Source organism: Allochromatium vinosum DSM 180 (assembly GCF_000025485.1).
Lineage (GTDB): Bacteria > Pseudomonadota > Gammaproteobacteria > Chromatiales > Chromatiaceae > Thermochromatium > Thermochromatium vinosum.
The window spans coordinates 336,134-359,943 of record NC_013851.1; the positions used below are offsets into that span (position 1 = coordinate 336,134).

Below are 23,810 nucleotides of genomic sequence, written 5' to 3' on the forward strand. Positions count from 1 at the left end.
CGAGCTGGAAGGAAACCACGATTTCAGTGGTCGGGTCGAGACTCGGGCGTGTGCTCAAGCGTAGAGCAACAATGGTCTGACCGCTTCGGCCCAGTGCGCCTCGTCCGGTTGCAGACGCTGCTCCAGATCCTCGGGGCCGGCGGCCGGATCGTCGACCCATTCACGCAGGAAGGTACCGCCCGAGAGCAGATCGATGGCCAGCCGCTCGGTCTCGTATTCGTAGTGGAAGTGACGCCAGAGCGGATAGTCGGGATACTCCAGCCGGATACACTTGAACAGGAGCGCGATCAGGCGATAGGGCTTGAAATGCGCGTGTCGATAGTCGGCGTTGTCGGTATGGATCTGGAAACCGGCGCACCGCTGACCGGCGTGTTTGTGAAAGGTCGGTTCGAACCAGCACGGGCGGATGAGCGCGCCCTGGAGCCAGTCGGCGCGTTCGCGCTCCATGCGCGCGAGCAGCCGGTCCAGGTCCAGATCGGGTGCGCCGATGAGTTCGAGCGCCGTGGTGGTGCCGCGTCCCTCCGAGAGGGTGGTGCCCTCCAGGAGCACGGTTCCCGGAAAACAGCGCGCCATGTTGAGACTGGAGGCATTGGGGCTGGGATTGACCCAGGACAGCTCCAGCACCGGCCAGCCATAGCCGGGCGCCTCGTTCGGGTGATAGCCCTCCATCGCCACCACATGCAGATCGAGATCCAGGTTCAGATGGGCGACGAACCATTTGGCCAACTCGCCCAGCGTCAGACCATGGCGCATCTGGATGGGACCGGCACCGACGAAGCTCTCCCAACCCGGTTCCAGCAGACTGCCTTCGATCGGACGCCCCGCCGGATTCGGCCGGTCCAAGACCCAGAGTGTCTTGCCGTGCGCGGCACAGGCGCACATCAGATAGACCAGGGTCGTGACATAGGTATAGATGCGGGTGCCGATGTCCTGGAGATCGATCAGCAGGACATCGAAGCCGTCGAGCATAGCGGCCGTCGGTTCACGCACCTCGCCATAGAGGCTATAGACGGGGATTCCATGTCGTGGATCGATCTCGTCCGGGGTCTCGATCATGTTGTCCTGTTTGTCGCCGCGCATCCCATGCTGGGGGCCGAAGGCCGCGACGATATCGAGTTCCTTCAGCGCCATGAGCGCATCGAGCGCATGATGTCCGTGACGGGTCATAGAGGCCGGATGGCCGAGCAGCGCCACGCGCCGCCCCCAGAGCGGTTTGCGCAGTTCCGGATTTTCGAGCAGACGGTCCAGACCGAGTTTGATCATTGTGTATTTCGAGATCCTGTAGTGTCGAGTGTGAGAGGCTGCACCAGCGCATCCACAGCCGGTTTTTTTACGGGTCAGGTGCGGAAAATGGTCGGCCGACTCGAATCCGGCATATCCTAGCGGCCTCTGTTTGTCATAGAATGATGCCGATGCGCCGCTCCGATTTCCATTATGAACTTCCCGCCGAACTCATTGCCCAACATCCACTGCCCGAACGCTCAGGTTCGCGCCTGCTGGTGCTCGACGGTTCGCAGACCCCGCCACGCGATCGGATGTTCACCGATCTGCCGAGCCTGCTCAAACCCCATGACCTGCTGATCTTCAACAACACCCAGGTGATGCGCGCCCGTTTGTTCGGTCACAAAGAGACGGGCGGACAGGTCGAGATCCTGATCGAACGTCTGCTCGACGCGCGCGAGGCGCTGGCCCATGTGCGCGCCAGCAAATCACCCAAGCCGGGCAGTCGTATTCGCGTGACCGATGGAGCCTGGTTGTCGGTCGTCGGTCGCGAGGGCGATCTGTTCCGATTGCGCGCGCTTGAAAGCGACTTCGGCGAGCAGATGGCGCGGCATGGTCATATGCCGCTGCCACCCTATATCCAGCGTCCGGACGACGTGCTCGATGAATCCCGCTATCAGACCGTTTTCGCGCGTCGCACGGGTGCGGTCGCGGCACCGACGGCGGCGCTCCATTTCGACGAGCCAATGCTCGCACGGCTCGATGCGCTCGGAGTCGCACGCGCCGAGATCACACTGCATGTCGGTGCCGGAACGTTTCAGCCGGTGCGCGAAGACGATCTCGAACGCCACCACATGCATTCCGAATGGCTCGAAGTCGACGAGACGGTGTGTGAACGAATCGAACGGACACGTCAATTGGGCGGGCGTGTCATTGCCGTGGGCACCACCAGTGTGAGAAGCCTGGAAACAGCGGCGGCCGATGGGAGGCTCAGACCTTTTCGGGGCGAGAGCCGGCTTTTCATTCGGCCCGGTTATCGTTTCAGGGTTGTCGACGCCATGATTACGAATTTCCATTTGCCCGAATCGACCCTGCTAATGTTGGTGGCGGCTTTTTCGGGGTATTCCGAAATCATGAAAGCCTACCGCCATGCCATCGACCAGCGTTATCGCTTCTTCAGCTATGGTGATGCCATGTTCCTGACGCGTCAGGATGCGGCCTGAATATTTTCAAGCCGATCTAGAATATTCATTCCACTTTGTAATAAAATAGCGGCATCGCTGTCATGATTCCGTGACACCGAAGTCATCAAGCTATTCACCACCAGGAGACATGCGAGTGGAACATTCCAATCTCAGCCTCGAAGAAATCCAGCGTCAGCTGGAAGAAGCCGATAACAAGAAAGCTCAGCTCGAAAAGCTGCTCAAGGACAAGCGCGAGGAAGGCAAGGGCGCAGTCGTCGAACAGATCAGAAACATCATTCTCGACAATGGCTATGATCCGGAAGAGATCATGAATCTGGTTCTGCGCCGTCGCCGCAAGCTCGTCAGTGATCGTCAGTATCGCCGTTATGTCGATCCGGACAATCCTGAAAACGTTTATTCGCGTGGTGTTCTGCCGGGCTGGATGAAGGAGAAGATGGCTCAGCAGGGCTATGACCCGAATTCCAAGGAAGACCGCGAAGCCTTCAAAGCCAACTCGCTGCGACTGGTCGAGGGCTGAAACGACTGCCACGCGCGACGTCCTCAGTATGACGTCAGCTCGTGATATCCGGTGCAGTCATTTCTGACCTCTGCCTCGGACGCGGTTCGTGATCGATGTCTGGATACCGAATCCAACGAACCGCGTTCGCTCGTACTGACCTCCTCACATTTCACCCGCACGCCAGCCTGTCACCGTGACCTGTGTATCTTTACGGATATACCGCGCTCCGGTCTTGCCGTATCGTCCTCCTCAACGCGAGGAACGGACCACCTCCCAAGCTTCGCTCCGGCACCCGGAGCCAAGACTGTCGAATTAGTTGTGCATTGATTTTTCGACTGTTTTCTCACTCTCTTCAATGCGCTTTCCACGGAATTTGAACGATGAATATCTATGTCGGCAACCTGGCCTACAGCGTCACCCAGGACGAGCTTCGCGATGCCTTCGGTGCCTACGGTGAAATCTCCAGCGTGAACCTGATCACGGACAAGTTCACTGGCAGCTCCAAGGGCTTCGGTTTCGTCGAGATGCCGAACAACTCCGAAGCCGATGCCGCGATCAAGGGTCTCAACGAGACTCCGCTCAAGGGCCGCAACCTGAAGGTCAACCAGGCCAAGCCGCGTGGCGAGCGCCCGGCCAGCCGTGGACCGCGCTGGTAAGCACCTGCTGACCGCGTCTGGCGCGGTGTCGACCGGCACCGCCGCCCATACTCCAGACGCGGTTTAAAAAAGCGATTTCGATCTGTTACCGTTACGGCATTCGATTCCTGTCCCCGGATGCCGCTGAATGACCCACTCCGCCTCGTCTAATTCCACGCTGCTCTATCGCGTCTGTCCGGTCTCGCCTCAGGCCCATCTGTTCGAGGTCGAGATCCTGGTCGACCCGCCATCCGACGGCGCGCTCGTACTCTCCATGCCGGCCTGGATTCCAGGCAGCTACATGATCCGCGACTTCGCACGCAACATCGTCGCGATCTCCGCGTTCGATGCGTGTGGCCGACCCGTCGCGCTCGACAAGCGCGACAAGCAGAGCTGGACGCTTGGGGCTGTCACCGGACCGTGCCGGATTCGCTATCGCGTCTTTGCCTGGGATCTCTCGGTACGCGGTGCGCATCTCGACACGACCCATGCCTATTTCAATGGTCCGGCGCTGCTGTTGCGTGTGCATGGACAGGATGACCGTCCCTGTCGGCTGGAACTCCTGCCGCCCGCTGACGAATCCTGTGACGACTGGCGTCTGGCCACCAGCCTTGAGCCGCTCGACGTCGATCCCCGTGGTTTCGGTCTCTATGGCGCCGACGACTATGAAGATCTGATCGACCATCCGGTCGAGATGGGGCGCTTCCGTGAGCTGGCGTTCCGTGTGTCCGGCGTTCCCCATCGGTTCGCCATCACCGGACGGCATCGGCTCGACGAGCGGCGCCTGCTCGACGATCTGACGCGCGTCTGCGCCGAACACGCGGCGCTCTTCGGCGAACTGCCGATCGATCGCTATCTGTTTCTCGTCACGGTGCTGGGCGAGGGCTATGGTGGGCTGGAGCATCGCTATTCGACCAGTCTGCTCTGTGTCCGTGACGATCTGCCCCAGCCGGGGGAGGACACGCCCACCGAGGGCTACAAGCGCTTTCTGGGATTGTGCAGTCACGAATACTTCCATCTCTGGCATGTGAAGCGCATCCGCCCGCGCGCCCTGATCGAGTCGAGTCTGGAGCGCGAGGCGCCGACCCGGACGCTGTGGGCCTTCGAGGGCATCACCGCCTATTACGACGAGCTGGCGCTGGTGCGCGCCGGCTGCATTGGCGAGAAGGACTATCTCGGGCTGCTCGCCCAGACCCTGACCCGCGTGGCGCGCACACCCGGACGGCGTGTCCAGACGTTGGCCGAGTCCAGCTTCGATGCCTGGATCAAGTTCTACAAGCCCGACGAGAACGCACCCAATGCCCTGGTGAGTTACTACGCCAAGGGGGCGCTGGTGGCGCTGATGCTGGATCTGACCCTCAGGCGTGACACTCAGGGCGCTTGTTCGCTCGATGACGTGATGCGCGAGCTGTGGCGCGTCCATGGACGGACCGGACTCGGCGTTGAGGAACGGGGCGTGGAGGCGATCGCCTCGGCCGTCAGCGGACTGGATCTGAGCGGTTTCTTTGCCTGCGCGCTGGATTCGACCGCTGAACTGGACCCGACTGAACTCCTGGCCAGTGTCGGCGTGGCGCTGCGCTGGCGTCCGAATCGCGGCGACAAGGATCTCGGCGGCCATGTCGAGCGCTTCGAGCCGGTCACGGCCAAGCCGACGCTGGGGGTCCGTCTGCGTTCGGGTGAGACCCTGATTCAGAACGTGCTCAGCGATGGCGCGGGCGAGCGCGCTGGATTGGCGCCGGGCGATCAATTGCTGGCGCTCGATGGGCTGCGCGTCACACCCGCCAATCTGGAGACACTGGTCGCGCGCGCCGCTGGTGAGTCTGTCGTCCTCCACGTCTTCCGGCGCGACGAGCTGCTGACCCTGACCGCGCAACCCCAGCCGGCTCCCGAGGATACCTGTGAGCTGAATCTGCTGGAGGATGTCCCGGACAGCGTGAAACAGGCACGCGCCGCCTGGCTGTCGAGTGTCAGCGCCGATGGATGAGCGCCAACTTGCCTTGATCCGGCGTCTGGCCGATGGTCGCTCGCACTCGGGCGAGGCCATCGCGCGCGAGTTCGGGCTGACCCGCGCGGCGGTCTGGAAGACGCTGCGCAAAACGGCCGAGGCGTTCGGACTCGATCTGATCTCCGAGCGCGGGCGCGGTTATCGGCTCGCCACGCCGCTCGAACTGCTCGACGCCGAGCGTATCCGTGAAGCTCTGTCCGACGCGGGACGCGCGCGTCTGAGCCGGCTCGACATCCATCCGCTGATCGGCTCGACCAATAGCGAACTCATGCGTCTGGCCGCCGAAGGCGCGCCCTCCGGGAGCGTCTGTCTGGCCGAGCGTCAGACGGCCGGGCGTGGACGGCGCGGGCGTGAATGGGTCTCGCCGTTCGGGGTCAACCTCTATCTCTCGCTGCTGTGGCGCTATCCATTCGCGCCGTCCAATCTGGGCGGTGCGAGTCTGGCGGTCGGTGCCGTCCTGGCCGATGCCTTGAACGGACTCGGGACCGAGGGGCCGGCGCTCAAATGGCCGAACGATCTGCTGTGGCGGCGGCGCAAACTCGCCGGTCTGTTGTTGGAGGTGGCGGGTGAGTCTCAGGGGCCATGCCATCTGGTGGTCGGACTCGGACTCAATCTGCGCATGACGGCCGGGCAGGGGAGCGCGATCGATCAGCCCTGGACGAGTCTCGAAACCATGCTCGGCACGGCCATGATCGGACGTAATGCGCTGGTCGCGCGTCTGCTGGAGGCGCTACTGGAGGCGCTCGACCGCTATGGACGCGAGGGGTTGTCGCCCTTTCTCACCCGCTGGCGTGCGCATGATGCCTATCTGGGCGAGCCGGTGCGCCTGCTGATCGGCGAACGGGTCATCGAGGGTGTCCACGCCGGCGTGGGCGAGGATGGCTCACTGCTCTTGGAGACATCGGAGGGGTGCCGCACCTTCCAGGCCGGCGAGGTCAGTCTGCGTCCAGTGTCAACGCAAGCCCAATAGAATCCTCTCGACTTATGAATCTACTCATCGATATCGGCAACACCAATCTGCGTTGGACAGCGCATGGCTCAGAAGCCGAGTGGTCGGTCCGGATCGCGCGTCACTCGGGGGCGATTCCGCTCGATCTTCTGGCGGCCTGGGAGGCGATCCCGACGCCTGAGCGCGTGATCGTGAGCCATGTCGGGGGGCCGGCGGTCGCTGAGGCGCTGGAGCGGGTGACGCGCGCGCTCTGGCGGATCGAACCGGAATTTGTCCGCGTGGCGCCGTCGGCTGCCGGCGTGTGCATCGCTTACGAGCATCCGGAGCGCTTTGGCGTCGACCGCTGGCTGGCGCTCATCGCCGCCCATGCCGAGCGCCGGCAGGCGACGCTCATCCTGGATGCCGGCAGCGCCGCAACCTTCGATCTGCTGCTGGCCGATGGGCGCCATCTCGGCGGACTCATCCTCCCCGGCGTCGAGATGATGCGTACCAGTCTGCTCATGGGGACTCACATCCCGCGCGTCGAGTATGAGCCGACCGACGTCGACTGGGCCACGGATACCACGACGGCCGTGGCCGCCGGCAGTCTTGGCGCCATCGCCGCGTTGGCCAGCCGACTCCATGACCGATTGGCCGATGCGGCGGGCGAATCCCCCAGATTCATTCTCACGGGCGGTGACGCCGAGCGTGTGTACCCCTATCTCGATCGTCCCAGCGAGACCATTCCCGATCTGGTACTGCGCGGTCTGGTCTCGTTGTCGCTGGATTGAATATCCGTGGGTGTCGGCGGATCGGTCGTCGTGACGCGACCCGGAGTCAGCGTCGACCCGAAGCATCCTGGTCTGTGGGTCCGGGATCGCGGGCCACTCGGAAACCGAGCATGTTGAGCTTAGTATCGGGCGCGAAGCGTGCACGCACGAAAGCGCGCATCGAGTCGGCAGGCTTGTTGAAGGCGCCGCCGCGAGCGACCCGGCTGGCGCAGTCGCCCGAGACCAGAGCGCGCCCATCGTTCGGAGCGTCCTGGTAACGCGCCCGGTAACAGTCGGCGACCCATTCCATGGCGTTGCCGGCCGTTTCGTAGAGACCAAAGGGGTTGGCCGGGAAGCTCATCACCGGGGCGGTCGAACGGTTGTCCCATTGGCTGCCGCAATCGAAACAGACGGTACGGTTCGAGTCGGCGTTCTGTCCCCACCAGAAGGGGGTGGTGGTTCCGGCGCGCGCGGCGAACTCCCATTCGGCCTCACTGGGCAGGCGATAGCGACGGCCGGTCTGCTGGGCCAGCCAGGCCGTATAGTCGCGCGCCTCCTCCCAACTGATGCCGACCACCGGGCGCGTACCGCGCCCCCAACCCTGATCGTCGGGCAGCTCGCGGCCGGTCGCGCGGGCGAAGCGGTCGTACTCCAGAAAGGTGACTTCGTGGGCGGCCATCATGAAGGGGCCGACTTTCACCGAGCGCGCCGGACTGAAGTCCTCGCCGCCGAGACTGTTGTGGCCCATGCGGAAGGCGCCGCCGGCGAGTACGACCATCGCCGGCCCTGGGGTGCCGTCGCGGAGGCGATCCTGATGGATGCGCGGCGGCTGGGTGGTCCCGGCGACGGCGGGCGGCCCGGATGGCTTGGGCTCAGGGGCCGATTCGGTTCGGGGACCGGATGGCACACTGGAGACCGGCGGGCGCTCGACCGGGACAGTCGCGACACGGGTGTTCCGGTCGGGCGCGGGCGTCTCGGGACGATCGCGCATCAGATAGAGGTTGGCGACCGCCGACACCGTGAGGAGCACGGCCAGCAGACCCGTGGTCGGAACCAGCCAGCGCGGCGTCTTGCCTCCGCGCACGATCACCGGCTGGGATGGCGTCGCCGCCGCGCGCTGCTCGGCGGCGCGACTGGCCTCCAGCAATTCCTGGCGCAGACGGTCGATCTCGGTATGGGCCTCCTGGAGCGACTGCTCCTTGCGGTCGAGCTCCTTTCTGAGTCCCTCCAGGGCCAGATGCTTGTCCTCCATCGCATCCTCGAGCCGCCGGCACTCCTCGGTGATGTGATCGAGCGCCTGTTCCTTGGCGTCCAGTGACTGCTGCATCAGCAGCATCTCCTGCTGGAGCGCGAGCCGTTCGGTCGCGGTCGCGACCTGACTGCTGGGCGCGAAGTCGCCTTCGCCCAGCCGTGCGCTGAGCCGTTTGATCTCCTCTTCCGCCTCCTGGCGCAGCTGCTCCAGGGTATTGCGCAAGAGCTCGGACTCGGCGTCGGAATAGAGTTGCGAGTCGGGTTGCTCGGCCATCGGCGTGTGTCGGTCTCGATCGTCGTGGGACGGTGATTGCAGTGATTGTCCGACTTTGGGAGCCGGGATACCAGACCAAACGGATCTCACGTCCATGTGCCGTTCGCCCGTCCCCCCGCGGTCGGGTGCGTCCATTGCGTTCGAAACACTTGGATTCGGAATGGTTCTAAACGTCGTATTTCGAGGCGATACTTGCCGCCGATTCCAGCCTCATCCATTCAGGAGATCCAGATCCATGCCAGTGCCCTTCAAGGAGCATCCACTGCGCCATCAGCTCGTCACCGAGTTGCATGCACGCACCTATATCCCGTTGCAGGCGCCGGCGCGGCTGTCGCACATCGCGGCCGTCTGTGGCGAGCGCGGGAGCGGCCGTACCGTGCGCCATCTGTACGAGCTGCTCGAACACTATGGTGTGCCGCGTCCGGAGCGCGTCGAGCAGTATTATCTGGTCCACTTGGGCGACATCCGGCTGCTCTGGGAGCGTCACACCGAGTTCGTCAGCTATACCTTCAGTCTACCGGGGGCGTTTGCGCATCCTTTCGCCAATCCGGTCATCGCCCAGCTGCCGGCCGATTGGCTCGCCGGGATTCCGGGCGAGGTCGTTGCCGCCGTCTCGCTGGCACTCGAACCGGCCGGCGAGGCCGAGTATTCGCTCGACGAATTGAGCGCACTGTTCGGCGGCAATCCGGTGATCGGCTCCGAGGTGGTCGGCGGTCTGGCGCGCGCCTATTCGGATCTGCACATCCACAGTGATGGATTCTCGCGCATCCTGCTGCGCGATCAGGGGTTGTCGCCGAATCAGGCCGGGCGTCTGGCCAAGCGTCTCCTGGAGGTCAGTTCCTATCGCGCCATGGCGCTGCTTGGACTGCCGCCAGCGCGCGAGGCCAATGCCTGTCTGAGCGATGCCGAACGGCGTCTGGTGGCCGTCTCCTCGCGCATGGCCTGCCAGGAGGATCGCAGCCACGAGGTTCCCGAGAGCGAGCTGCTGGCCGAGCTGACCGATCTGGCCGCCGAGATCGAGGCGGTGGCCGCGCGCACCAGCTATCGCTTCGAGGCCTCGCGCGCCTATTACAGCGTGGTCATGCAGCGTCTGGAGCAATTGCGCCAGCGGCGTATCGAGGGGTTGCAGACACTCACCGAGTTTCTCGACGCACGTCTGACCCCGGCGATCGCGACCTGTGAATCGACCGCCAAGCGTCAGCAGGGACTGGCCGAGCGCGCGGCGCGTCTGACCAGTCTGCTGCGCGCGCGTGTCGAGGTCGAGCTACAGAAGCAGAATCGCGGTCTGCTCGAATCCATGAACAAGCGCGCCAAGCTGCAACTGCGCCTCCAGGAGACGGTCGAGGGGTTGTCGGTGATCGCCATCGGTTACTACGGCGTCGGACTGCTGGGCTATCTGTTCAAGGGGCTGGAGGCCCATGGTCTGCCGTTCATGTTCGATGCCACCTATGCCACGGGGCTGGCCGCTCCGCTGGTGGTGCTGATCGCCTGGCTCGGCATCCGGCGCATGAAGGCGCGCCTGCTCAAGTCCGAGCACGCCAATGTCTAGGGGTCATGTCGCCTGTTCGATCCGAGCGTTTTCGATTGCGGCGCAGAGGGATCGCAAGGCGTCCAGCGAATCCGGGTCGACCAGGCGATGATCGGCCCCGGTCGTGATCAGCCGCGAGGCGGGCAGGCCGCTGTGTGCCAGCAGCTGTTCCGAGTCGGCATAGGCCACGACGTCATCCTGCCGTGAGTGCAGAATCCAGGTCTCCGGTTTGACGCGATCGACCCGGCCGTGGTTGCGCCAGGCCGGGCACAGCAGGACCAGGGGTGTGTCGCGGGACTGGAGGTGCATGGCCACGGCCCCGCCGCGCGAAGAGCCGACGATGACATCGGGAGCGTGCCGGCCGTAAGCGGTCTGGGCGACGTCGACGGCCAACTGGAAGTCATCGTCATCCAGGGCGGGATTGAGTACCTCATGTCCCAGGCTTTGCAGAAACATGGGTTTCACGCCGCCTGGAGCTGAGTACCAGCCGTGTAAAAACAGGATTTTCATCGGGTCACATGCGATTGGGAGGAACGTCGATTCAATTCATGGGGTTACATACGGCCGCAACCGCATCCGCCCCCCAGCCAGCCACACCTCCATATGCTTGAGGTACGCCATCCCGAGCAAGGCTTGTTCACCGGCCATGTTCGGCAGCACGGTCGCCTTGACCTGATGCGCGACCACTCCCCCGACATCGACACTGTCGAGCCAGGCCGTCCAACTGCGCACATTGCCGTTGCCGGTCTTGCTCACCGCCCCCGGATGCAGCCGCAGACCGAGCCGCTGCGCCACCTCATAGGGCAGGGCGACATCCGCCGCGCCGGTATCGACCAGAAACTCGATACGCTCGCCATTGATGCGTCCAGTGACCACATACTGATCGAGCTGGTTCTGCTTGAGCACCACCTCGGGTACTCCATCGCTGCCCAGATAGGCCACCGGACGCGGATTGGGATTGCCCCGCCGACCGACCTGGCTCAGCACGAGCACGATCGCCAGCCCTAGCAGGGCCACGAGCGCCAGACGGCCATACCGAAAGGATCCAGGCATCTTCAAGGCAAGGTACCTCGCAGAGTCAGGGTATCGCCGCGCTGAATGAGTTCGAGCGGCTTGAGGAAGCTCATGCCCAGCAACACCTCGTCGCCCGGCATGTTCGGCAGCACGCTCGCGCGCACGCCATGCGCGACCAGTCCGCCGAGTTCGACCCGCGCCAGCCGCGTCGGCCAGGTGCGGGTGATGCCGTTGGCGGTGCGGCTGGCGCCCTCCGGACCGAGCCGCAGATCCAGCCGCCGCGCCAGATCCAGCGACAGCGCCACATCGGTCGCCCCCGTGTCGACCAGAAAGCGCACCGGCTCGCCGTTGATCTTACCGCTCGCGACATAGTGTCCGGCGCGATTGCGCTGGAGCACCACCTCGACCACGCCGTCGGCCCCCTGGACCGTGAGCGGATTCGGATTGGGATTGTTGTCCCGTTCCAGCCATTGATGGAAGAACAGCGCCAGCAACGCCAGCCCGGAGATCCAGGCCCCGAACAGCATGGCCCGACCGAGACGGGCGGGCCAGTCGTCGCGGACGCGCTCCTCGTCAGACACGCAGCAGCAGTCGCGCCGGATCTTCCAGCAGCTCCTTGATCGCGACCAGGAACTGCACCGCGTCGCGCCCGTCGATGAGCCTGTGGTCATAGGTGAGCGCCAGATACATCATGGGCGCGACCACGATCTGACCGTTCTCGACGATCGGACGCTCCTGGATCTTGTGCAGACCCAGGATGGCGCTCTGCGGCGGATTGAGGATCGGCGTCGACAGCAGCGAGCCGAACACCCCGCCATTGGTGATGGAGAAGGTGCCGCCGGTGAGTTCCTCATAGCTGAGACTGCCGTCCCTGGCCTTCTGACCGAAGTCGGCGATGCCCTGCTCGACCTCGGCCATGCCGAGCTGATCGGCGTTGCGCAGGATCGGCACCACCAGACCGCGCGGCGAGCTGACCGCAATGCCGATGTCGTAATAGCCGTGATAGAGGATGTCCTCGCCGTCGATCGAGGCGTTGAGCACCGGGAAGCGTTGCAGGGCTTCGACCGCCGCCTTGACGAAGAACGACATCAGCCCCAGCCGCACGCCATGCCGTTGCTCGAAGGTCTCTTTGTAGCGCGCGCGCAGGGCATTGACGGCGCTCAGATTGACCTCGTTGAAGGTGGTCAGCAACGCCGCGTTCTGCTGCGCCTGGAGCAGACGCTCGGCGATGCGCGCGCGCAAACGGGTCATGGGCACGCGCTGCTCGGGGCGGCCGGCCTCGCCACTGAGTGCCGGCGTTGGGGCGAGCGCGGGTTCGACCGGCGTCTGGGCGGCCGGTGCGGCGGCGAGATCGGGATGACGCTCCGGCGCCTGATGTTCGCGCGCATCCAGATAGGCCAGCACATCGGCCTTCTGGATGCGTCCATCGCGGCTGGGGATCTGGCTCGGCTCCAGGTGCAGTTCCTTGACCAGCTGACGTGCCGAGGGCGTGACATGGGGTGGTGCGTTCGGCTGGGTCGCTGCGGCGGGCGGCGTGGGCGTTGCGGTCGGAGCGGTGCTTGGCGTGCTCGCCGGCTTGGGGGCGGGCGCGACGCTCACCGCCCCCTCGCTGATCAGCGCCAGGACGTCATCGGTATGGACCATGGCGCCCTCTGCGGCCAGGATCTCGCTGAGCACGCCGGTACGCGGCGCCGGCACCTCCAGCACCACCTTGTCGGTCTCCAGCTCGACCAGATTCTCGCCCTCCCTGACCGCCTCGCCCGGCCGTTTGCTCCAGGTCAACACCCGTGCATCGGCGACGGATTCAGGTAGGGCGGGTACGCGGACTTCGAGACTCATTGCGGCGGGATCCTTTTGTTCATGGTCGGGTTGTACTGGCCGTTCAGGGCCTCGTCGATCAGACGCTCATGCTGTTCGACATGGGCGGCGCGATGACCGACGGCCGGAGCGGCGGAAGCGGGGCGGCCGACATAATAAGGCCGCTTGCCCTCCTGGATGAGGTTGTGGAAGCGATGCTTGATCTGGTCCCAGGCGCCCTGGTTCTGCGGCTCTTCCTGACACCAGACGATCTCCTCGACGTGCGCATAGGGTTCGAGCGCGCTCGCAAAGGCGTCCTTGGGGAAGGGATAGAGCTGTTCGATACGCAGCAGCGCGACATTGGTCTGACCGCGCGCGCGCCGGGCCTCCAGCAGATCGTAATAGACCTTGCCGCTACAGAAGACGACGCGTTCGACCTCGGCCGGATCGATGGGATCGGTCTCGGGGATGAGCACCTGGTACTGGCCGTGGGTCAGCTCGTCGAGCGAGGAGACGGCGAGCCGATGGCGCAGCAGACTCTTGGGCGTCATCACGATCAGCGGCGTGCGATAGGGCCGCACCATCTGGCGACGCAGCAGATGGAACATCTGCGCCGGCGTGGTCGGCACGCAGACCTGGATGTTGTGCCCGGCACAGAGTTGCAGGAAGCGCTCGGGACGCGCCGACGAGTGCTCGGCGCCCTGGCCCTCCATGCCGTGCGGCAGCAGCATCACCAGACCGCAGTACAGACCCCACTTGGTTCCGGCCGAACTGATGAACTGGTCGATGACCACCTGCGCGCCGTTGGCGAAGTCGCCGAACTGCGCCTCCCAGAGCGTGAGCGCATGCGGTTCGGCGGTGGCGAAGCCGTATTCGTAACCGAGCACCGCCTCTTCCGACAGGATCGAGTCGATGGCGATGAAAGCGCCCTGATGCGGCCCCAGATGCTGGAGCGGAGTGTAGGACTCGCCCGTCACCTGATCATGGATCTTGGCATGACGATGGACGAAGGTGCCGCGTCCGACATCCTGACCCGACAGCCGCACCGGGATGCCGGCATCGAGCAGTGACGCATAGGCCAGATTCTCGGCATAGCCCCAGTTGAGCAGCTGATCGCCCAAGGCCATCTTGCGCCGCTCCTCCCAGAGTTTCTCGACGCGCGGATGCAGCTCGAAGCCCTCGGGCAGCCGCAGCATGGCCTCGCTGAGCGTGCGCAACGTCTCCAGCGGCACGCCGGTGTCGATGTCCTGGTTCCAGTGCTTGCCGCGACAAAAACTCCAGTCGACCCGCGCGATGTTGTCCAGACCGCAGAGCACCGGACGCGCGATGAGCACGCCTTGTTCGATGGAGTCGCGATAGGACGTGACCATCGCCTGCTCTTCGTCGTGCGTGAGCAGCCCCTGGGCGATCAGCCGCTCGGCATAGACCGCGCGCGGCGTCGGATGCTGGCGGATCTTCCGGTACATCATCGGCTGCGTGACCGCCGGCTCATCGGCCTCGTTGTGCCCGAGCCGGCGATAGCAGATCAGATCGACGATGACGTCCTTGTGGAACTGGTTGCGGAAGTCGAGCGCCAGCCGGGTGACGAAGATCACCGCCTCGGGATCGTCGCCGTTCACATGGAACACAGGCGCCTGCACCATCTTGGCGACATCCGTGCAATAGGGCGTGGAACGCGCGTCGAGCGGATGGCTGGTGGTGAAACCGATCTGGTTGTTGATGACGATGTGCACCGTGCCGCCGGTGCCGTAGCTGCGCGTCTGCGACAGTTGCAGCGTCTCCATCACCACGCCCTGACCGGCGAAGGCGGCATCGCCGTGGATGAGCACCGGCAGCACCTGATCGCCGGTCCGATCGCCCCGGCGGCGCTGGCGCGCACGCACCGAGCCTTCGATCACCGGGTTGATGATCTCCAGATGCGAGGGATTGAAACCGAGCACCAGATGCACCAGCCCGCCGGGCGTCTCCACATCGGTCGCAAAGCCCATGTGATACTTGACGTCGCCGACCATCTGGCGCCAGTCCATCTGGACCCGGCCCTCGAACTCGTCGAAGATGTCGGCCGGCGGCTTGCCGAAGATGTTGGTGAGCACGTTGAGCCGGCCACGATGAGCCATGCCGATCACGATCTCCTGCATCCCCTGGCGTCCGGCGCGCTGGATCAGCTCGTCGAGCATTGGGATGAGCGCATCGCCCCCTTCGAGCGAGAAGCGCTTTTGGCCCACATAGCGCTGATGCAGATATTTTTCGATGCCCTCGGCGGCGGTCAGGAGCGTCAGCAGCCAGCGCCGCCCCGCAGCGTCCAGCTCGGGTTTGGCGCGATAGCCTTCCAGACGCTTCTGGATCCAGCGCTTCTCCTGCGTGCTGGTGATGTGCATGTACTCCGAACCGACCGTGCCGCAGTAGGTCTCCTGGACCATGCTGACGATCTCGCGCAGCGGCAGGCGATCCGGGGCATAGAGCGAGCCGGTGTTGAAGACCTGGTCCATGTCCTCCGGACCCAGATTGTGATAATCCAGGTCCAGGTCGGCGATGCGCGGCGCCTCACGCAGCCGGATCGGATCGATGTCGGCGACCTGATGGCCGCGGTAGCGATAGCCGTTGATGAGACTGAGCACGGCCGCCTGCTTCTCGGCGGCGGCCGGGTCCAGACAGTCGGCCGTGCGGCTGGAGGCGTGTGCGCGCGGCTCCTGGGCGAGACGCCGGAAGTTGTCGCGGATCGGGCCATGAGGCGTTTCAGCGGTGGCCGGCTCGTTGGCCGCCTCCTGGCGCAAGCCGTCGAAGCGCGCGCGCCAGGCGACATCGATGCTCTCCGGGTCGACCAGATAGCGCTCGTAGAGATCCTCGATGAAGGCCGCATTGCCGCCATAGAGCGCGCTGGAGCCTCGGAACAGGTCTAGGAGTGTGCTCATGCTTGAGTGCTCGATCGTCTTTGGTGGTATCTGTCGTTTTTATTGGGGATGGTTCGGACGACATCGGCGGATGCGGCCCGACGCGCGAGTTTTATAGCATACTCGACAGTGTACCCGACACGTCGTCACGGGTAGCTTGCGGTCAATGGAAGCAATTGAAACGATCGTTTCGTTAAATAGTCGGGCCGAACCGACAGTGATCGTGCAACAGACGAATCCGAAACAGCCATGCCAAACGATCTGGATTCCGCCGAACGTCTTGCGATCCCTGATTTCATGGAGGATCGTCAGAGCGATGCACTGGAGCGTCGTGAGGCACGCATCCGGCTGGCCAAGCTTGAGGCCGACATCGCCTATTTCCAGGCACGCCTCGAACTGATCGGCGAACCCAACAGCAGCCACCGCGCCGCGCAACGCAAGCTGTTCCATCTATTGCACAAGGCCACGGCCAAGCAGATCCTCGACACCAGGCGCCGTCATACCGAACTGCGCTGAGGTCGGTTCCGCGTACCGATCCGAGACCTGCTGCGTCATCCTGTGACACAATCGCCCCCCAAGCCGCGTCCTGCGAGCAGGCACTCACGCCGACGCGGTCGATCAATCTTGTTTTCAATCTTGAACCGCGTCGGCGGCGACGTCTGCGCCCGTTTCGGTCGAACGCGGTTTGACTCCAGGATCCAACATGTCCAACAGCATTCGTATCGCCACCCGCAAGTCCCCCCTGGCCATGTGGCAGGCCGAGCACGTCACCGCCCGTCTCAAGGCGCTCCATCCCGGTCTCACCGTCGAGATCATCGGCATGACCACCAAGGGCGACCAGTTGCTCGACTCGCCCCTGTCGAAGGTCGGCGGCAAGGGTCTGTTCGTCAAGGAGCTGGAGCAGGGGATGCTGGCCGGCGAGGCGGACATCGCCGTGCACTCGATGAAGGACGTGCCGGTCGAGTTCCCCGAGGGGCTGCATCTGGCGGTGATCATGGAGCGCGAGAATCCCTATGACGCCTTCGTCTCCAACACCTATGCCAATCTCGCCGAGTTGCCCGAGGGCGCCTGCGTCGGCACTTCCAGCCTGCGTCGTCAGTGCCAGCTCGCCGACCGCCGTCCCGATCTGCGCATCGAGCCGCTGCGCGGCAACGTCAACACCCGTCTGGCCAAGCTCGATGCCGGCGAGTACGACGCCATCATCCTCGCCGCCGCCGGACTGATCCGGCTCGGTTTCGAGTCGCGCATCCGTGACTGCATCGATCCGGTCGACTCGCTGCCGGCCATCGGTCAGGGCGCCATCGGCATCGAGTGCCGCGTCGACGACGAGCGCGTGCATCAGCTCATCGCGCCGCTGGCCGACCGCGACACCACCGACCGCGTGCTCGCCGAGCGTGCCATGAACGCGCGGCTCAACGGCGGCTGTCAGGTGCCGATCGGCGGTCATGCCGTGCTCGATGGCGATCGGTTGATCCTCAAGGGGCTGGTCGGGACCACCGACGGTTCGCGCATCCTGCGCGCCGAGGCGTCCGGTCCGCGCGCCGAGGCCGAGGCCATCGGCGTGCGCGTGGCCGACGATCTGCTCGGGCAGGGCGCCGATGCCATCCTGAGTGCACTCATGGGGCACTGAGCGATGAGCACGCCTGCCGATCTCGCCGGTCGCGGCGTGCTGGTGACGCGTCCCGCCGGTCAGGCCGAGCCGCTGTGCCGCCTGATCGAGTCGGCGGGCGGGCGCGCCATCCGCTTTCCGACCATCGCCATCGAGCCGACCCACGACCCTGAAGCCACGGCGCTCCTGGCCGAGTCCTGGGATCTGCTGTATTTCGTCAGTCCCAACGCGGTCGAGCAGGCGCAGGCGTTGGTCGCCGACGGCACCTGGCCGCGTGTCGAGCGGGTGGCGGCGGTCGGACGCGGCACGGCGCGCGCGCTGGAAGCTGCCGGGCGTGCGCCCGATCTGGTGCCGAACGATCGTTACGAGAGCGAAGCGCTGCTGGAGATGCCGGAGCTTTCTGACATGCGCGGTCGGCGGGTGCTGATCGTGCGCGGTGTGGGCGGGCGAGGACTCTTCGCCCAGGCCATGAGCGAGCGTGGGGCCGAGGTGCGCTTCGCCGAGGTCTATCGTCGCGCACGGCCGGCGGTCGATGTCGCGCCGCTGCTGGCGCACTGGCGCGAGGAAGTCGACTTCGTGATGGCGACCAGTGACGAGGTATTGCTCAATCTGGCCGAGCTGCTGGGGCAGGAGGGACAGGCGTCTCTGCTGGCTACGCCGCTGGTGGTGATCGCCGAGCGCACCGCCCAGACGGCACGAAATCTGGGCTTTCAGACTATCCGGGTCGCCGAGCGCGCCGACGACTCATCCATCGTGCGCGCACTGATCGCGTTGTCCTGACCGGAGTGTGCGAAAACCCGTCCTTCAAGGTGAGGAGGCTGTGAAATCATGCAATTTCCCTATGGTCTGAGCGATTTCGGCAAACTCATCCGTGGCGGTTACTGGTACCTCGACCGCACCGACCGCCTTGCGATCCTGGAAGCTATGGGGGATCAACTGATCTTCCTGCGCCCGCGCCGCTTCGGCAAGAGCCTGCTGCTGTCGATGCTGGAGCACTATTACGATCTCAATCGCGCCGACCGGTTCGATGCACTGTTCGGCTCGCTGGCCGTGGGGCGGAATCCCACGCCGTTGCGCAATCAGTATTTCGTCCTCAAATGGGACTTCTCGCTTATCCCCGCCTATGGCGAGATCGCCGACATCGAAGCGGCCCTGCATCGCTATCTCAACGGCTGTCTCACCCAGTTCGTCGCCGACTATCAGGATCACTGGACCCGCGAGATCCAGCTTCATCCCGGCGACGCGCTGGCCTCTTTCCAGTCCGTGCTGGGTGCCGTGCATGCGACCCCGCACCGGCTCTATCTGCTGATCGACGAGTACGACAACTTCGCCAACGAGGTGATGATGGCGGATCGTCCCGGCAGTCAGGATCGCTACCAGACCCTATTGCAGGGTGAAGGGCTGTTCAAGAGCGTGTTCAAGGCGGTCAAGGCGGGGGCCGGTGGACTGGGCGTGGATCGAGTGTTCATCACCGGCGTCTCGCCGATCGTGCTCAGCGACATGACGAGCGGCTACAACGTCGGCGAAGACATCTATCTGTTGCCCCAGTTCAATGATCTGTGCGGCTTCACTGAGTCCGAGGTCTCGGCCGTGCTGCGGCAACTGGCGGGGGAGGGCGGCGACTGGTCGGCGGATGATGCGCTGGCGACCATGCGTACCTTCTATAACGGCTATCGGTTCAGCGAGGACGCTACTGAGAGCCTCTACAATCCGACCCTGAGCCTTTATTTTCTCAAGGCGCTGGCGCATCAGGGGCGGTATCCGCGTCGGATGCTGGATGAGAATCTGGCGATGGACCGCAACAAGCTGATCTATATCGCGCAGTTGTCCGGCGGCGAGGAACTGCTGGTCGAGGCGCTGAGCGGCGAGGATCAGGTACTGGTGCCGGAACTGGTGCAGCGCTTCGGCGTGGCCGATGTGCTGGCGGCGGTGAAGGATGAGCCGTTCATGGCCTCGCTGCTCTATTTCTTCGGCATTCTGACGCTGGCGGGTCTGACGTCCTTCGATGAGTGTCGACTGCGCATCCCCAATCTGGTGGCGCGCGGACTCTATGTCGAGCGACTACGCGAACGCTGGCTGCCGTTGACCGAGAGTGCGCGTGAGTTGCCCGAGGCGACGCGCGCACTGGGGCAGCGAGGCGATCTGGTGCCTCTGGCTGAGTTGATCGAACAGCGTTACTTCCGGGTGCTCTCCAACCGCGACTATCGCTGGACCAATGAGCTGCTGGTCAAATTCGCCTTTCTGACCCTGCTGTTCGACGATCGGCTCTACATGGCCGTCTCCGAGCTGGAGACCGGGCGCGGATATGTCGATCTGGCGTTGATCGTGCGCCCGGACAAGCGTCGCTTCCAGGTGCTGGATCTGCTGCTGGAGTTCAAGTATCTGAGCCTGAAGGAACTGAATCTGACCGGCGAGCAGGTGCGCGAACGGTCACGCGAGGCGCTTGCCGAGCTGGCGCCCGTGGCGAAGAAGCTCGACGAGGCCGAGGCTCAGGCGCGTGCCTATGGGGCTGCTCTGAAAGAGCGCTATGGCTTCGCGGAGCTGCACGCTTTTGCTGTGGTTGCGCTTGGCCTTGAGCGTGTGGTGTGGCGGACATTGAAAGTCGGGTGATCCTGGCTTGTTCTTTCCGTTGATGTAGCGGCGGCACGTCGTATTGGAGCTTTGGTTTCGACGCTGAAGTCTTTCGTGCTATCTGCACGCTTGCGCCTTCAACGGCTTGGCAAAAAACCATCCCGCTGCATCTGAGCGACGATCTCCTCGATCACCTGACTGATGGTGGTGCGCTCCGAGGTGGGGTCGAGCGGTTGGGAGCGGCCGGACCAGACCAGCCGCTCCTGCTTGGCGTCATAGAGATTGGTTTCGAGCCGCAGCGACTTGAGATCGCTGTAGTAGCCCGGTGCGCAGACTTCCTCGTAGACCTGGCTGAAATAGCCGACCAGGTGGCGGTAGTGATCGGGCACCGAACCGATCCGCGCCGCCGGTCGGGGGTTGGGCGCTTCATCGGACACCAGATGGGTGATGAGGACGCCATCGGCCTTGACCTTTGCATAGCCCTCGGTCAGCCGCGTCAGTCGACCGAGATTCCGATCCGAGACCAGTTCATGTCCGGCCCTGGCCGTTACGCCAAGCGCCTGGAGCTGCTTGACGAAGTTGTCTTCATAGGCACGCCGTACCTTGGGACTGTTGGTCACGCCGAAGACTACCAGCCGCTCGTACTGTCTGGGCGTTTGGCCCGGCTGGGTCCAGACCGAGGAGACGGGGCCGGTGGCACAGGCGCTCATGAGCAGAGCGAGCAGACCAGCGAGGAAGACGCGCACAAAGGGATACATCAGTCGATCGACTCCAGTGTTGGCGCGGCATCCAGACATCGGGTGGATTCGGCGCCCTGTAGGCAAGGTGTCGTTGGGGGTTGACGGTCAGGGAATCGGCCAAGGCGACTCGGTTTGCTGCGACGCAACCGCGCGCCATCGGCGTCAGCACTCAGTATGCCGAAGCCGCCTGTCTTCTGGCTAGCACCGTCACAGTGCCAGCACGGGCGGCGGCTTGACCTCGATGGTCAGATCCGAGTGCGCGACCGCCTGACAGGTCAGACAGGTACCGGCCGGTCGGCCATGCAGCGCCTCGATCTCTCCACTGGGATAATGGATGAAGCCGCTCTTGAGCGTGATTGCGCAGGCGCCGCAATGGCCGCTGCGACAGCCATTGGGCAACTCGACGTCCTGACGCAGCGCGGCCCGGAGCAGGGTCTCGCCGGGATTGGCCTCGAAGCTCGGGCCATCGGGTAAGATCTCGATCTTGAAACTCATGGTGGAAGCAAACTCATGCAGCATATCGTGATTGTCGGCTGTGGCTATGTGGGCGAGCGTCTGGCGCGCCAATACATCGAACGGGGCGACTCGGTGCTCGGTCTGGTCCGGAGCCGGAGCGGACTGGAGCGTCTGGCCGCCGCCGGCATCCCGGCCGTGCGCCATGATCTGACCGGCGCCGATCCCATGCCCGGCTCACTGGCCGGAACACGCCTGTTTCATCTGGCCCCGCCGCCGGCTCAGGGACAAGAGGATCTGCATACGCGCCGGCTGGTCGCCTCCTTCGACCAGGCCGGTCATCCCCGCCGCCTAGTCTACATCAGCACCACGGGCGTCTATGGCGACTGCGCCGGTGCCTGGGTCGACGAAGACTGGCCGACTCAGCCTACGCTGGACCGTTCGCGGCGGCGCCTGGACGCCGAGGAGTGTCTGCGCCGCTGGAGCCGGGAACACGGCGGCGAGCTGATCGTGCTGCGGGTCGCGGGTATCTACGGCCCTGACCGCCTGCCGCTGGAGCGTCTGAAACGCGGTCTGCCCCTGGTGCGTCCCGAAGAGGCGCCCTACAGCAACCGTATCCATGTCGATGATCTGGTGACGGTCTGTGTCGCCGCCATGGAACGGGGACGCCATGGCGCCATCTTCAACGTCAGCGACGGCCAGCCGAGCACCATGACCGATTACTTCATCCGGATCGCCGAGGCAGCCGGTCTGCCCCACCCGCCGCTGATCACCATGGCCGAGGCCTCCGCGCATCTGTCCGAGGGCATGATGGGCTATATGAGCGAATCGCGACGGCTGTCCAGCCGCCGACTGCGCGAGGATTTGGGTGTCGAGTTGCGTTATCCGACCCTGAGCGAAGGGTTGGCTCAGGCACTCGGCGAACAGGGCCTGCACAGGCCGACGATGGCGTGACAATCTGGAGAGATCGATGATGAAGACACACGCTCTACCTCTGGCGCTGCTGTGCGCCGCGACCCTGGCCAGCCAGGGCGCTGGCGCAACCGACGAGGCGTCCTTCCGCTTCGACACCACGGCCAATCTCTACGAGGTTTGTGCCCTGACCGAGGACTCGCCCGGATTCGTGGTGGCCAATCAGGCCTGTCGTGCCTTCATCGAGGCGACCGTGCAGTATCACGACGAGATCAGTGCACGCCGCAAGCTCAAGCGGCTGGTCTGCTATCCCAAGGGCACGACCATCGAGGACGGCAAGCAGGTTTTCATTGCGTGGGCCGATCGCCAGTCCGACGATGCCAAGCTGATGGCCGAGCAGCCGGTCGTCGGATTGGTGCGCGCGCTGGCGGCCAAGTATCCCTGCGAGCGCCGCTGAACCCAGCGGGTGATCCAGGACTCAAAACGACGAGGGCCGGGTCAGAACACCCGGCACGTCATCGAACGCAACGATACGAGGTATCCAACCATGAAAGCGATGGCATTCATTGGCATTCTGTCGGCGGCTCTGGTGCTCGCCGGCTGTGGCACCACCACGGGTAGCCGCGCGGGAAGCGGCGCGGCCATGGGCGCGGCCGGCGGTGCGCTCATTGGCTCCATGAATGCCAACGCCGGTCGGGGCGCCCTGATCGGGGCCGGTGTCGGCGCGCTGGGCGGTTATCTCTACGACCAGCACGAAAAGGGCCATATCGACTAGGTGATAATACTTGGTCGAGAACTACGGTTTTTTATCGAACCCCGGTTGACGCAAGGACGCGCATCCACTAGCTTTCGCTCAAACTGCAATCGGTGGCCAAGGCCAGGATTCCAACAGCCCAAGCGAGCACTCAATACCTTGCCACTCCGGATGTTCCGGGGTTTGTCATTGGCCAGCGCGCCCGCCCATGCGTCCGCCGAGTCCATCAGACAGACCGGCTGTCTGGCCGCCAGCGGTCAGCCGCCCGCTCAAACTCCGCCCACTCCTGGTTTGGCCCGCTCGATCGGTCGATCCTCTGGTCCGTCTCCGACTCACGCCTGTTGTTGGCCCGCTGTCATCGAGGTCAGTACGGTGTTTCCATGGCTGTCGCGTCGGCTTGTGTGTTGGCCCGCGGCGGTATCGACCGATCGACACACACCACGATGAGCGTGAGAGACAGAAGCGATGAGGATCTACGTAGGCAATCTGCCCTATAGCATGAACGACGACGAACTGCGGAACATCTTCGGTCAGTTCGGTGAACTGGCCTCCGCCGAGGTGATCAAGGACAAGTTCTCGGGTCAGTCGAAGGGATTCGGCTTCGTCGACATGCCCAACAACTCCGAGGCCGACGCGGCCATCAAGGCCCTGAACGAAACCGAGATGAAGGGCCGCAAGCTGACCGTCAACGAGGCCAGACCGCGCGCCGAGCGTCCCCGTGGGGGCGGCGGCGGTCGCTACTGATCGACCTCG

At 64.3% G+C, this 23,810-nt stretch carries 24 protein-coding genes; 15 read left to right on the forward strand and 9 right to left on the reverse strand.

The window, feature by feature from the left end:
* Nucleotides 1-54: 54 nt before the first annotated feature.
* A complete protein-coding gene (locus tag ALVIN_RS01405) occupies nucleotides 55-1,263 on the reverse strand; it encodes an exo-beta-N-acetylmuramidase NamZ family protein (RefSeq protein ID WP_012969519.1) in 1,209 nt (402 codons plus the stop codon).
* Nucleotides 1,264-1,412: 149 nt separating this feature from the next.
* Between ALVIN_RS01405 and queA the strand changes: the two genes are divergently transcribed.
* From queA to ALVIN_RS01435, 6 genes are all read left to right on the forward strand, one after another.
* Nucleotides 1,413-2,444: a tRNA preQ1(34) S-adenosylmethionine ribosyltransferase-isomerase QueA gene (queA, locus tag ALVIN_RS01410; RefSeq protein WP_012969520.1), complete on the forward strand. Its 1,032-nt coding sequence runs from the start codon at nucleotides 1,413-1,415 to the stop codon at nucleotides 2,442-2,444.
* 70 nt (nucleotides 2,445-2,514) lie between these two features.
* The gene (locus ALVIN_RS01415; RefSeq protein WP_317623701.1) at nucleotides 2,515-2,943 is read left to right on the forward strand and encodes an H-NS histone family protein; all 429 of its coding nucleotides are present in this window, start codon (nucleotides 2,515-2,517) and stop codon (nucleotides 2,941-2,943) included.
* A gap of 362 nt (nucleotides 2,944-3,305) precedes the next feature.
* The gene (locus ALVIN_RS01420) at nucleotides 3,306-3,581 is read left to right on the forward strand and encodes an RNA recognition motif domain-containing protein (protein WP_012969522.1); all 276 of its coding nucleotides are present in this window, start codon (nucleotides 3,306-3,308) and stop codon (nucleotides 3,579-3,581) included.
* Nucleotides 3,582-3,708: 127 nt separating this feature from the next.
* Complete coding sequence (locus ALVIN_RS01425; RefSeq protein WP_012969523.1) at nucleotides 3,709-5,544, forward strand: M61 family metallopeptidase; 1,836 nt, start codon at nucleotides 3,709-3,711, stop codon at nucleotides 5,542-5,544.
* Nucleotides 5,537-6,535 (forward strand): bifunctional biotin--[acetyl-CoA-carboxylase] ligase/biotin operon repressor BirA, encoded by a 999-nt coding sequence (gene birA / locus ALVIN_RS01430; RefSeq protein ID WP_012969524.1) that lies wholly within the window; start codon nucleotides 5,537-5,539, stop codon nucleotides 6,533-6,535. The genes ALVIN_RS01425 and birA overlap by 8 nt, the downstream gene beginning before the upstream one ends.
* A gap of 14 nt (nucleotides 6,536-6,549) precedes the next feature.
* Nucleotides 6,550-7,284: a type III pantothenate kinase gene (locus ALVIN_RS01435; protein ID WP_012969525.1), complete on the forward strand. Its 735-nt coding sequence runs from the start codon at nucleotides 6,550-6,552 to the stop codon at nucleotides 7,282-7,284.
* A 46-nt stretch (nucleotides 7,285-7,330) separates the two neighbouring features.
* Here the strand turns inward: ALVIN_RS01435 and ALVIN_RS01440 are convergent, their stop codons facing one another.
* Nucleotides 7,331-8,788 (reverse strand): formylglycine-generating enzyme family protein, encoded by a 1,458-nt coding sequence (locus ALVIN_RS01440; protein ID WP_012969526.1) that lies wholly within the window; start codon nucleotides 8,786-8,788, stop codon nucleotides 7,331-7,333.
* Nucleotides 8,789-9,023: 235 nt separating this feature from the next.
* Between ALVIN_RS01440 and ALVIN_RS01445 the strand changes: the two genes are divergently transcribed.
* Nucleotides 9,024-10,337 carry a DUF3422 family protein gene (locus ALVIN_RS01445; RefSeq protein ID WP_012969527.1) on the forward strand — a complete coding sequence of 438 codons (1,314 nt, stop codon included), beginning with the start codon at nucleotides 9,024-9,026 and terminating at the stop codon, nucleotides 10,335-10,337.
* A 3-nt stretch (nucleotides 10,338-10,340) separates the two neighbouring features.
* On the opposite strand, the gene ALVIN_RS01450 is transcribed toward ALVIN_RS01445, so the two are convergent.
* The 5 genes from ALVIN_RS01450 to ALVIN_RS01470 form a co-directional block, all read right to left on the reverse strand.
* Nucleotides 10,341-10,772 (reverse strand): alpha/beta hydrolase, encoded by a 432-nt coding sequence (locus ALVIN_RS01450; RefSeq protein ID WP_012969528.1) that lies wholly within the window; start codon nucleotides 10,770-10,772, stop codon nucleotides 10,341-10,343.
* A 90-nt stretch (nucleotides 10,773-10,862) separates the two neighbouring features.
* Entirely contained in the window at nucleotides 10,863-11,369 is a 507-nt protein-coding gene (locus ALVIN_RS01455; RefSeq protein ID WP_050750265.1) for a retropepsin-like aspartic protease family protein, read from the reverse strand.
* Between the two features lie 2 nt (nucleotides 11,370-11,371).
* On the reverse strand, nucleotides 11,372-11,911 hold the full coding sequence (locus ALVIN_RS01460) for a retropepsin-like aspartic protease family protein (protein ID WP_012969530.1): 540 nt from the start codon (nucleotides 11,909-11,911) through the stop codon (nucleotides 11,372-11,374).
* A complete protein-coding gene (gene odhB, locus ALVIN_RS01465; RefSeq protein WP_012969531.1) occupies nucleotides 11,904-13,169 on the reverse strand; it encodes a 2-oxoglutarate dehydrogenase complex dihydrolipoyllysine-residue succinyltransferase in 1,266 nt (421 codons plus the stop codon). Before odhB ends, ALVIN_RS01460 begins: the two co-directional genes overlap by 8 nt.
* A complete protein-coding gene (locus ALVIN_RS01470) occupies nucleotides 13,166-16,039 on the reverse strand; it encodes a 2-oxoglutarate dehydrogenase E1 component (RefSeq protein WP_012969532.1) in 2,874 nt (957 codons plus the stop codon). Before ALVIN_RS01470 ends, odhB begins: the two co-directional genes overlap by 4 nt.
* 228 nt (nucleotides 16,040-16,267) lie before the next feature.
* Between ALVIN_RS01470 and ALVIN_RS01475 the strand changes: the two genes are divergently transcribed.
* The 4 genes from ALVIN_RS01475 (at nucleotide 16,268) to ALVIN_RS01490 (ending at nucleotide 20,237) form a co-directional block, all read left to right on the forward strand.
* Complete coding sequence (locus tag ALVIN_RS01475) at nucleotides 16,268-16,534, forward strand: hypothetical protein (RefSeq protein WP_012969533.1); 267 nt, start codon at nucleotides 16,268-16,270, stop codon at nucleotides 16,532-16,534.
* Between the two features lie 187 nt (nucleotides 16,535-16,721).
* Complete coding sequence (gene hemC / locus ALVIN_RS01480; RefSeq protein WP_012969534.1) at nucleotides 16,722-17,648, forward strand: hydroxymethylbilane synthase; 927 nt, start codon at nucleotides 16,722-16,724, stop codon at nucleotides 17,646-17,648.
* Between the two features lie 3 nt (nucleotides 17,649-17,651).
* A complete protein-coding gene (locus ALVIN_RS01485; protein ID WP_012969535.1) occupies nucleotides 17,652-18,407 on the forward strand; it encodes a uroporphyrinogen-III synthase in 756 nt (251 codons plus the stop codon).
* A gap of 48 nt (nucleotides 18,408-18,455) precedes the next feature.
* Entirely contained in the window at nucleotides 18,456-20,237 is a 1,782-nt protein-coding gene (locus ALVIN_RS01490; protein WP_012969536.1) for an AAA family ATPase, read from the forward strand.
* A 98-nt stretch (nucleotides 20,238-20,335) separates the two neighbouring features.
* Here ALVIN_RS01490 and ALVIN_RS01495 read toward each other — a convergent pair whose 3' ends face one another.
* Together ALVIN_RS01495 and ALVIN_RS01500 are read right to left on the reverse strand one after the other, a co-directional pair.
* On the reverse strand, nucleotides 20,336-20,956 hold the full coding sequence (locus tag ALVIN_RS01495; protein ID WP_012969537.1) for a hypothetical protein: 621 nt from the start codon (nucleotides 20,954-20,956) through the stop codon (nucleotides 20,336-20,338).
* 189 nt (nucleotides 20,957-21,145) lie between these two features.
* Entirely contained in the window at nucleotides 21,146-21,433 is a 288-nt protein-coding gene (locus tag ALVIN_RS01500; protein WP_012969538.1) for a 2Fe-2S iron-sulfur cluster-binding protein, read from the reverse strand.
* A gap of 15 nt (nucleotides 21,434-21,448) precedes the next feature.
* Here ALVIN_RS01500 and ALVIN_RS01505 point away from each other — a divergent pair, with 15 nt between their 5' ends.
* The 4 genes from ALVIN_RS01505 to ALVIN_RS01520 all read left to right on the forward strand — a co-directional run bounded on the left by ALVIN_RS01505 (nucleotide 21,449) and on the right by ALVIN_RS01520 (nucleotide 23,801).
* The gene (locus ALVIN_RS01505) at nucleotides 21,449-22,345 is read left to right on the forward strand and encodes an SDR family oxidoreductase (protein ID WP_012969539.1); all 897 of its coding nucleotides are present in this window, start codon (nucleotides 21,449-21,451) and stop codon (nucleotides 22,343-22,345) included.
* A gap of 16 nt (nucleotides 22,346-22,361) precedes the next feature.
* A complete protein-coding gene (locus tag ALVIN_RS01510; protein ID WP_012969540.1) occupies nucleotides 22,362-22,760 on the forward strand; it encodes a Rap1a/Tai family immunity protein in 399 nt (132 codons plus the stop codon).
* A 90-nt stretch (nucleotides 22,761-22,850) separates the two neighbouring features.
* Entirely contained in the window at nucleotides 22,851-23,078 is a 228-nt protein-coding gene (locus tag ALVIN_RS01515) for a glycine zipper domain-containing protein (RefSeq protein WP_012969541.1), read from the forward strand.
* Nucleotides 23,079-23,522: 444 nt separating this feature from the next.
* Nucleotides 23,523-23,801 (forward strand): RNA recognition motif domain-containing protein, encoded by a 279-nt coding sequence (locus ALVIN_RS01520; RefSeq protein WP_012969542.1) that lies wholly within the window; start codon nucleotides 23,523-23,525, stop codon nucleotides 23,799-23,801.
* The last annotated feature ends 9 nt before the right edge of the window (nucleotides 23,802-23,810 follow it).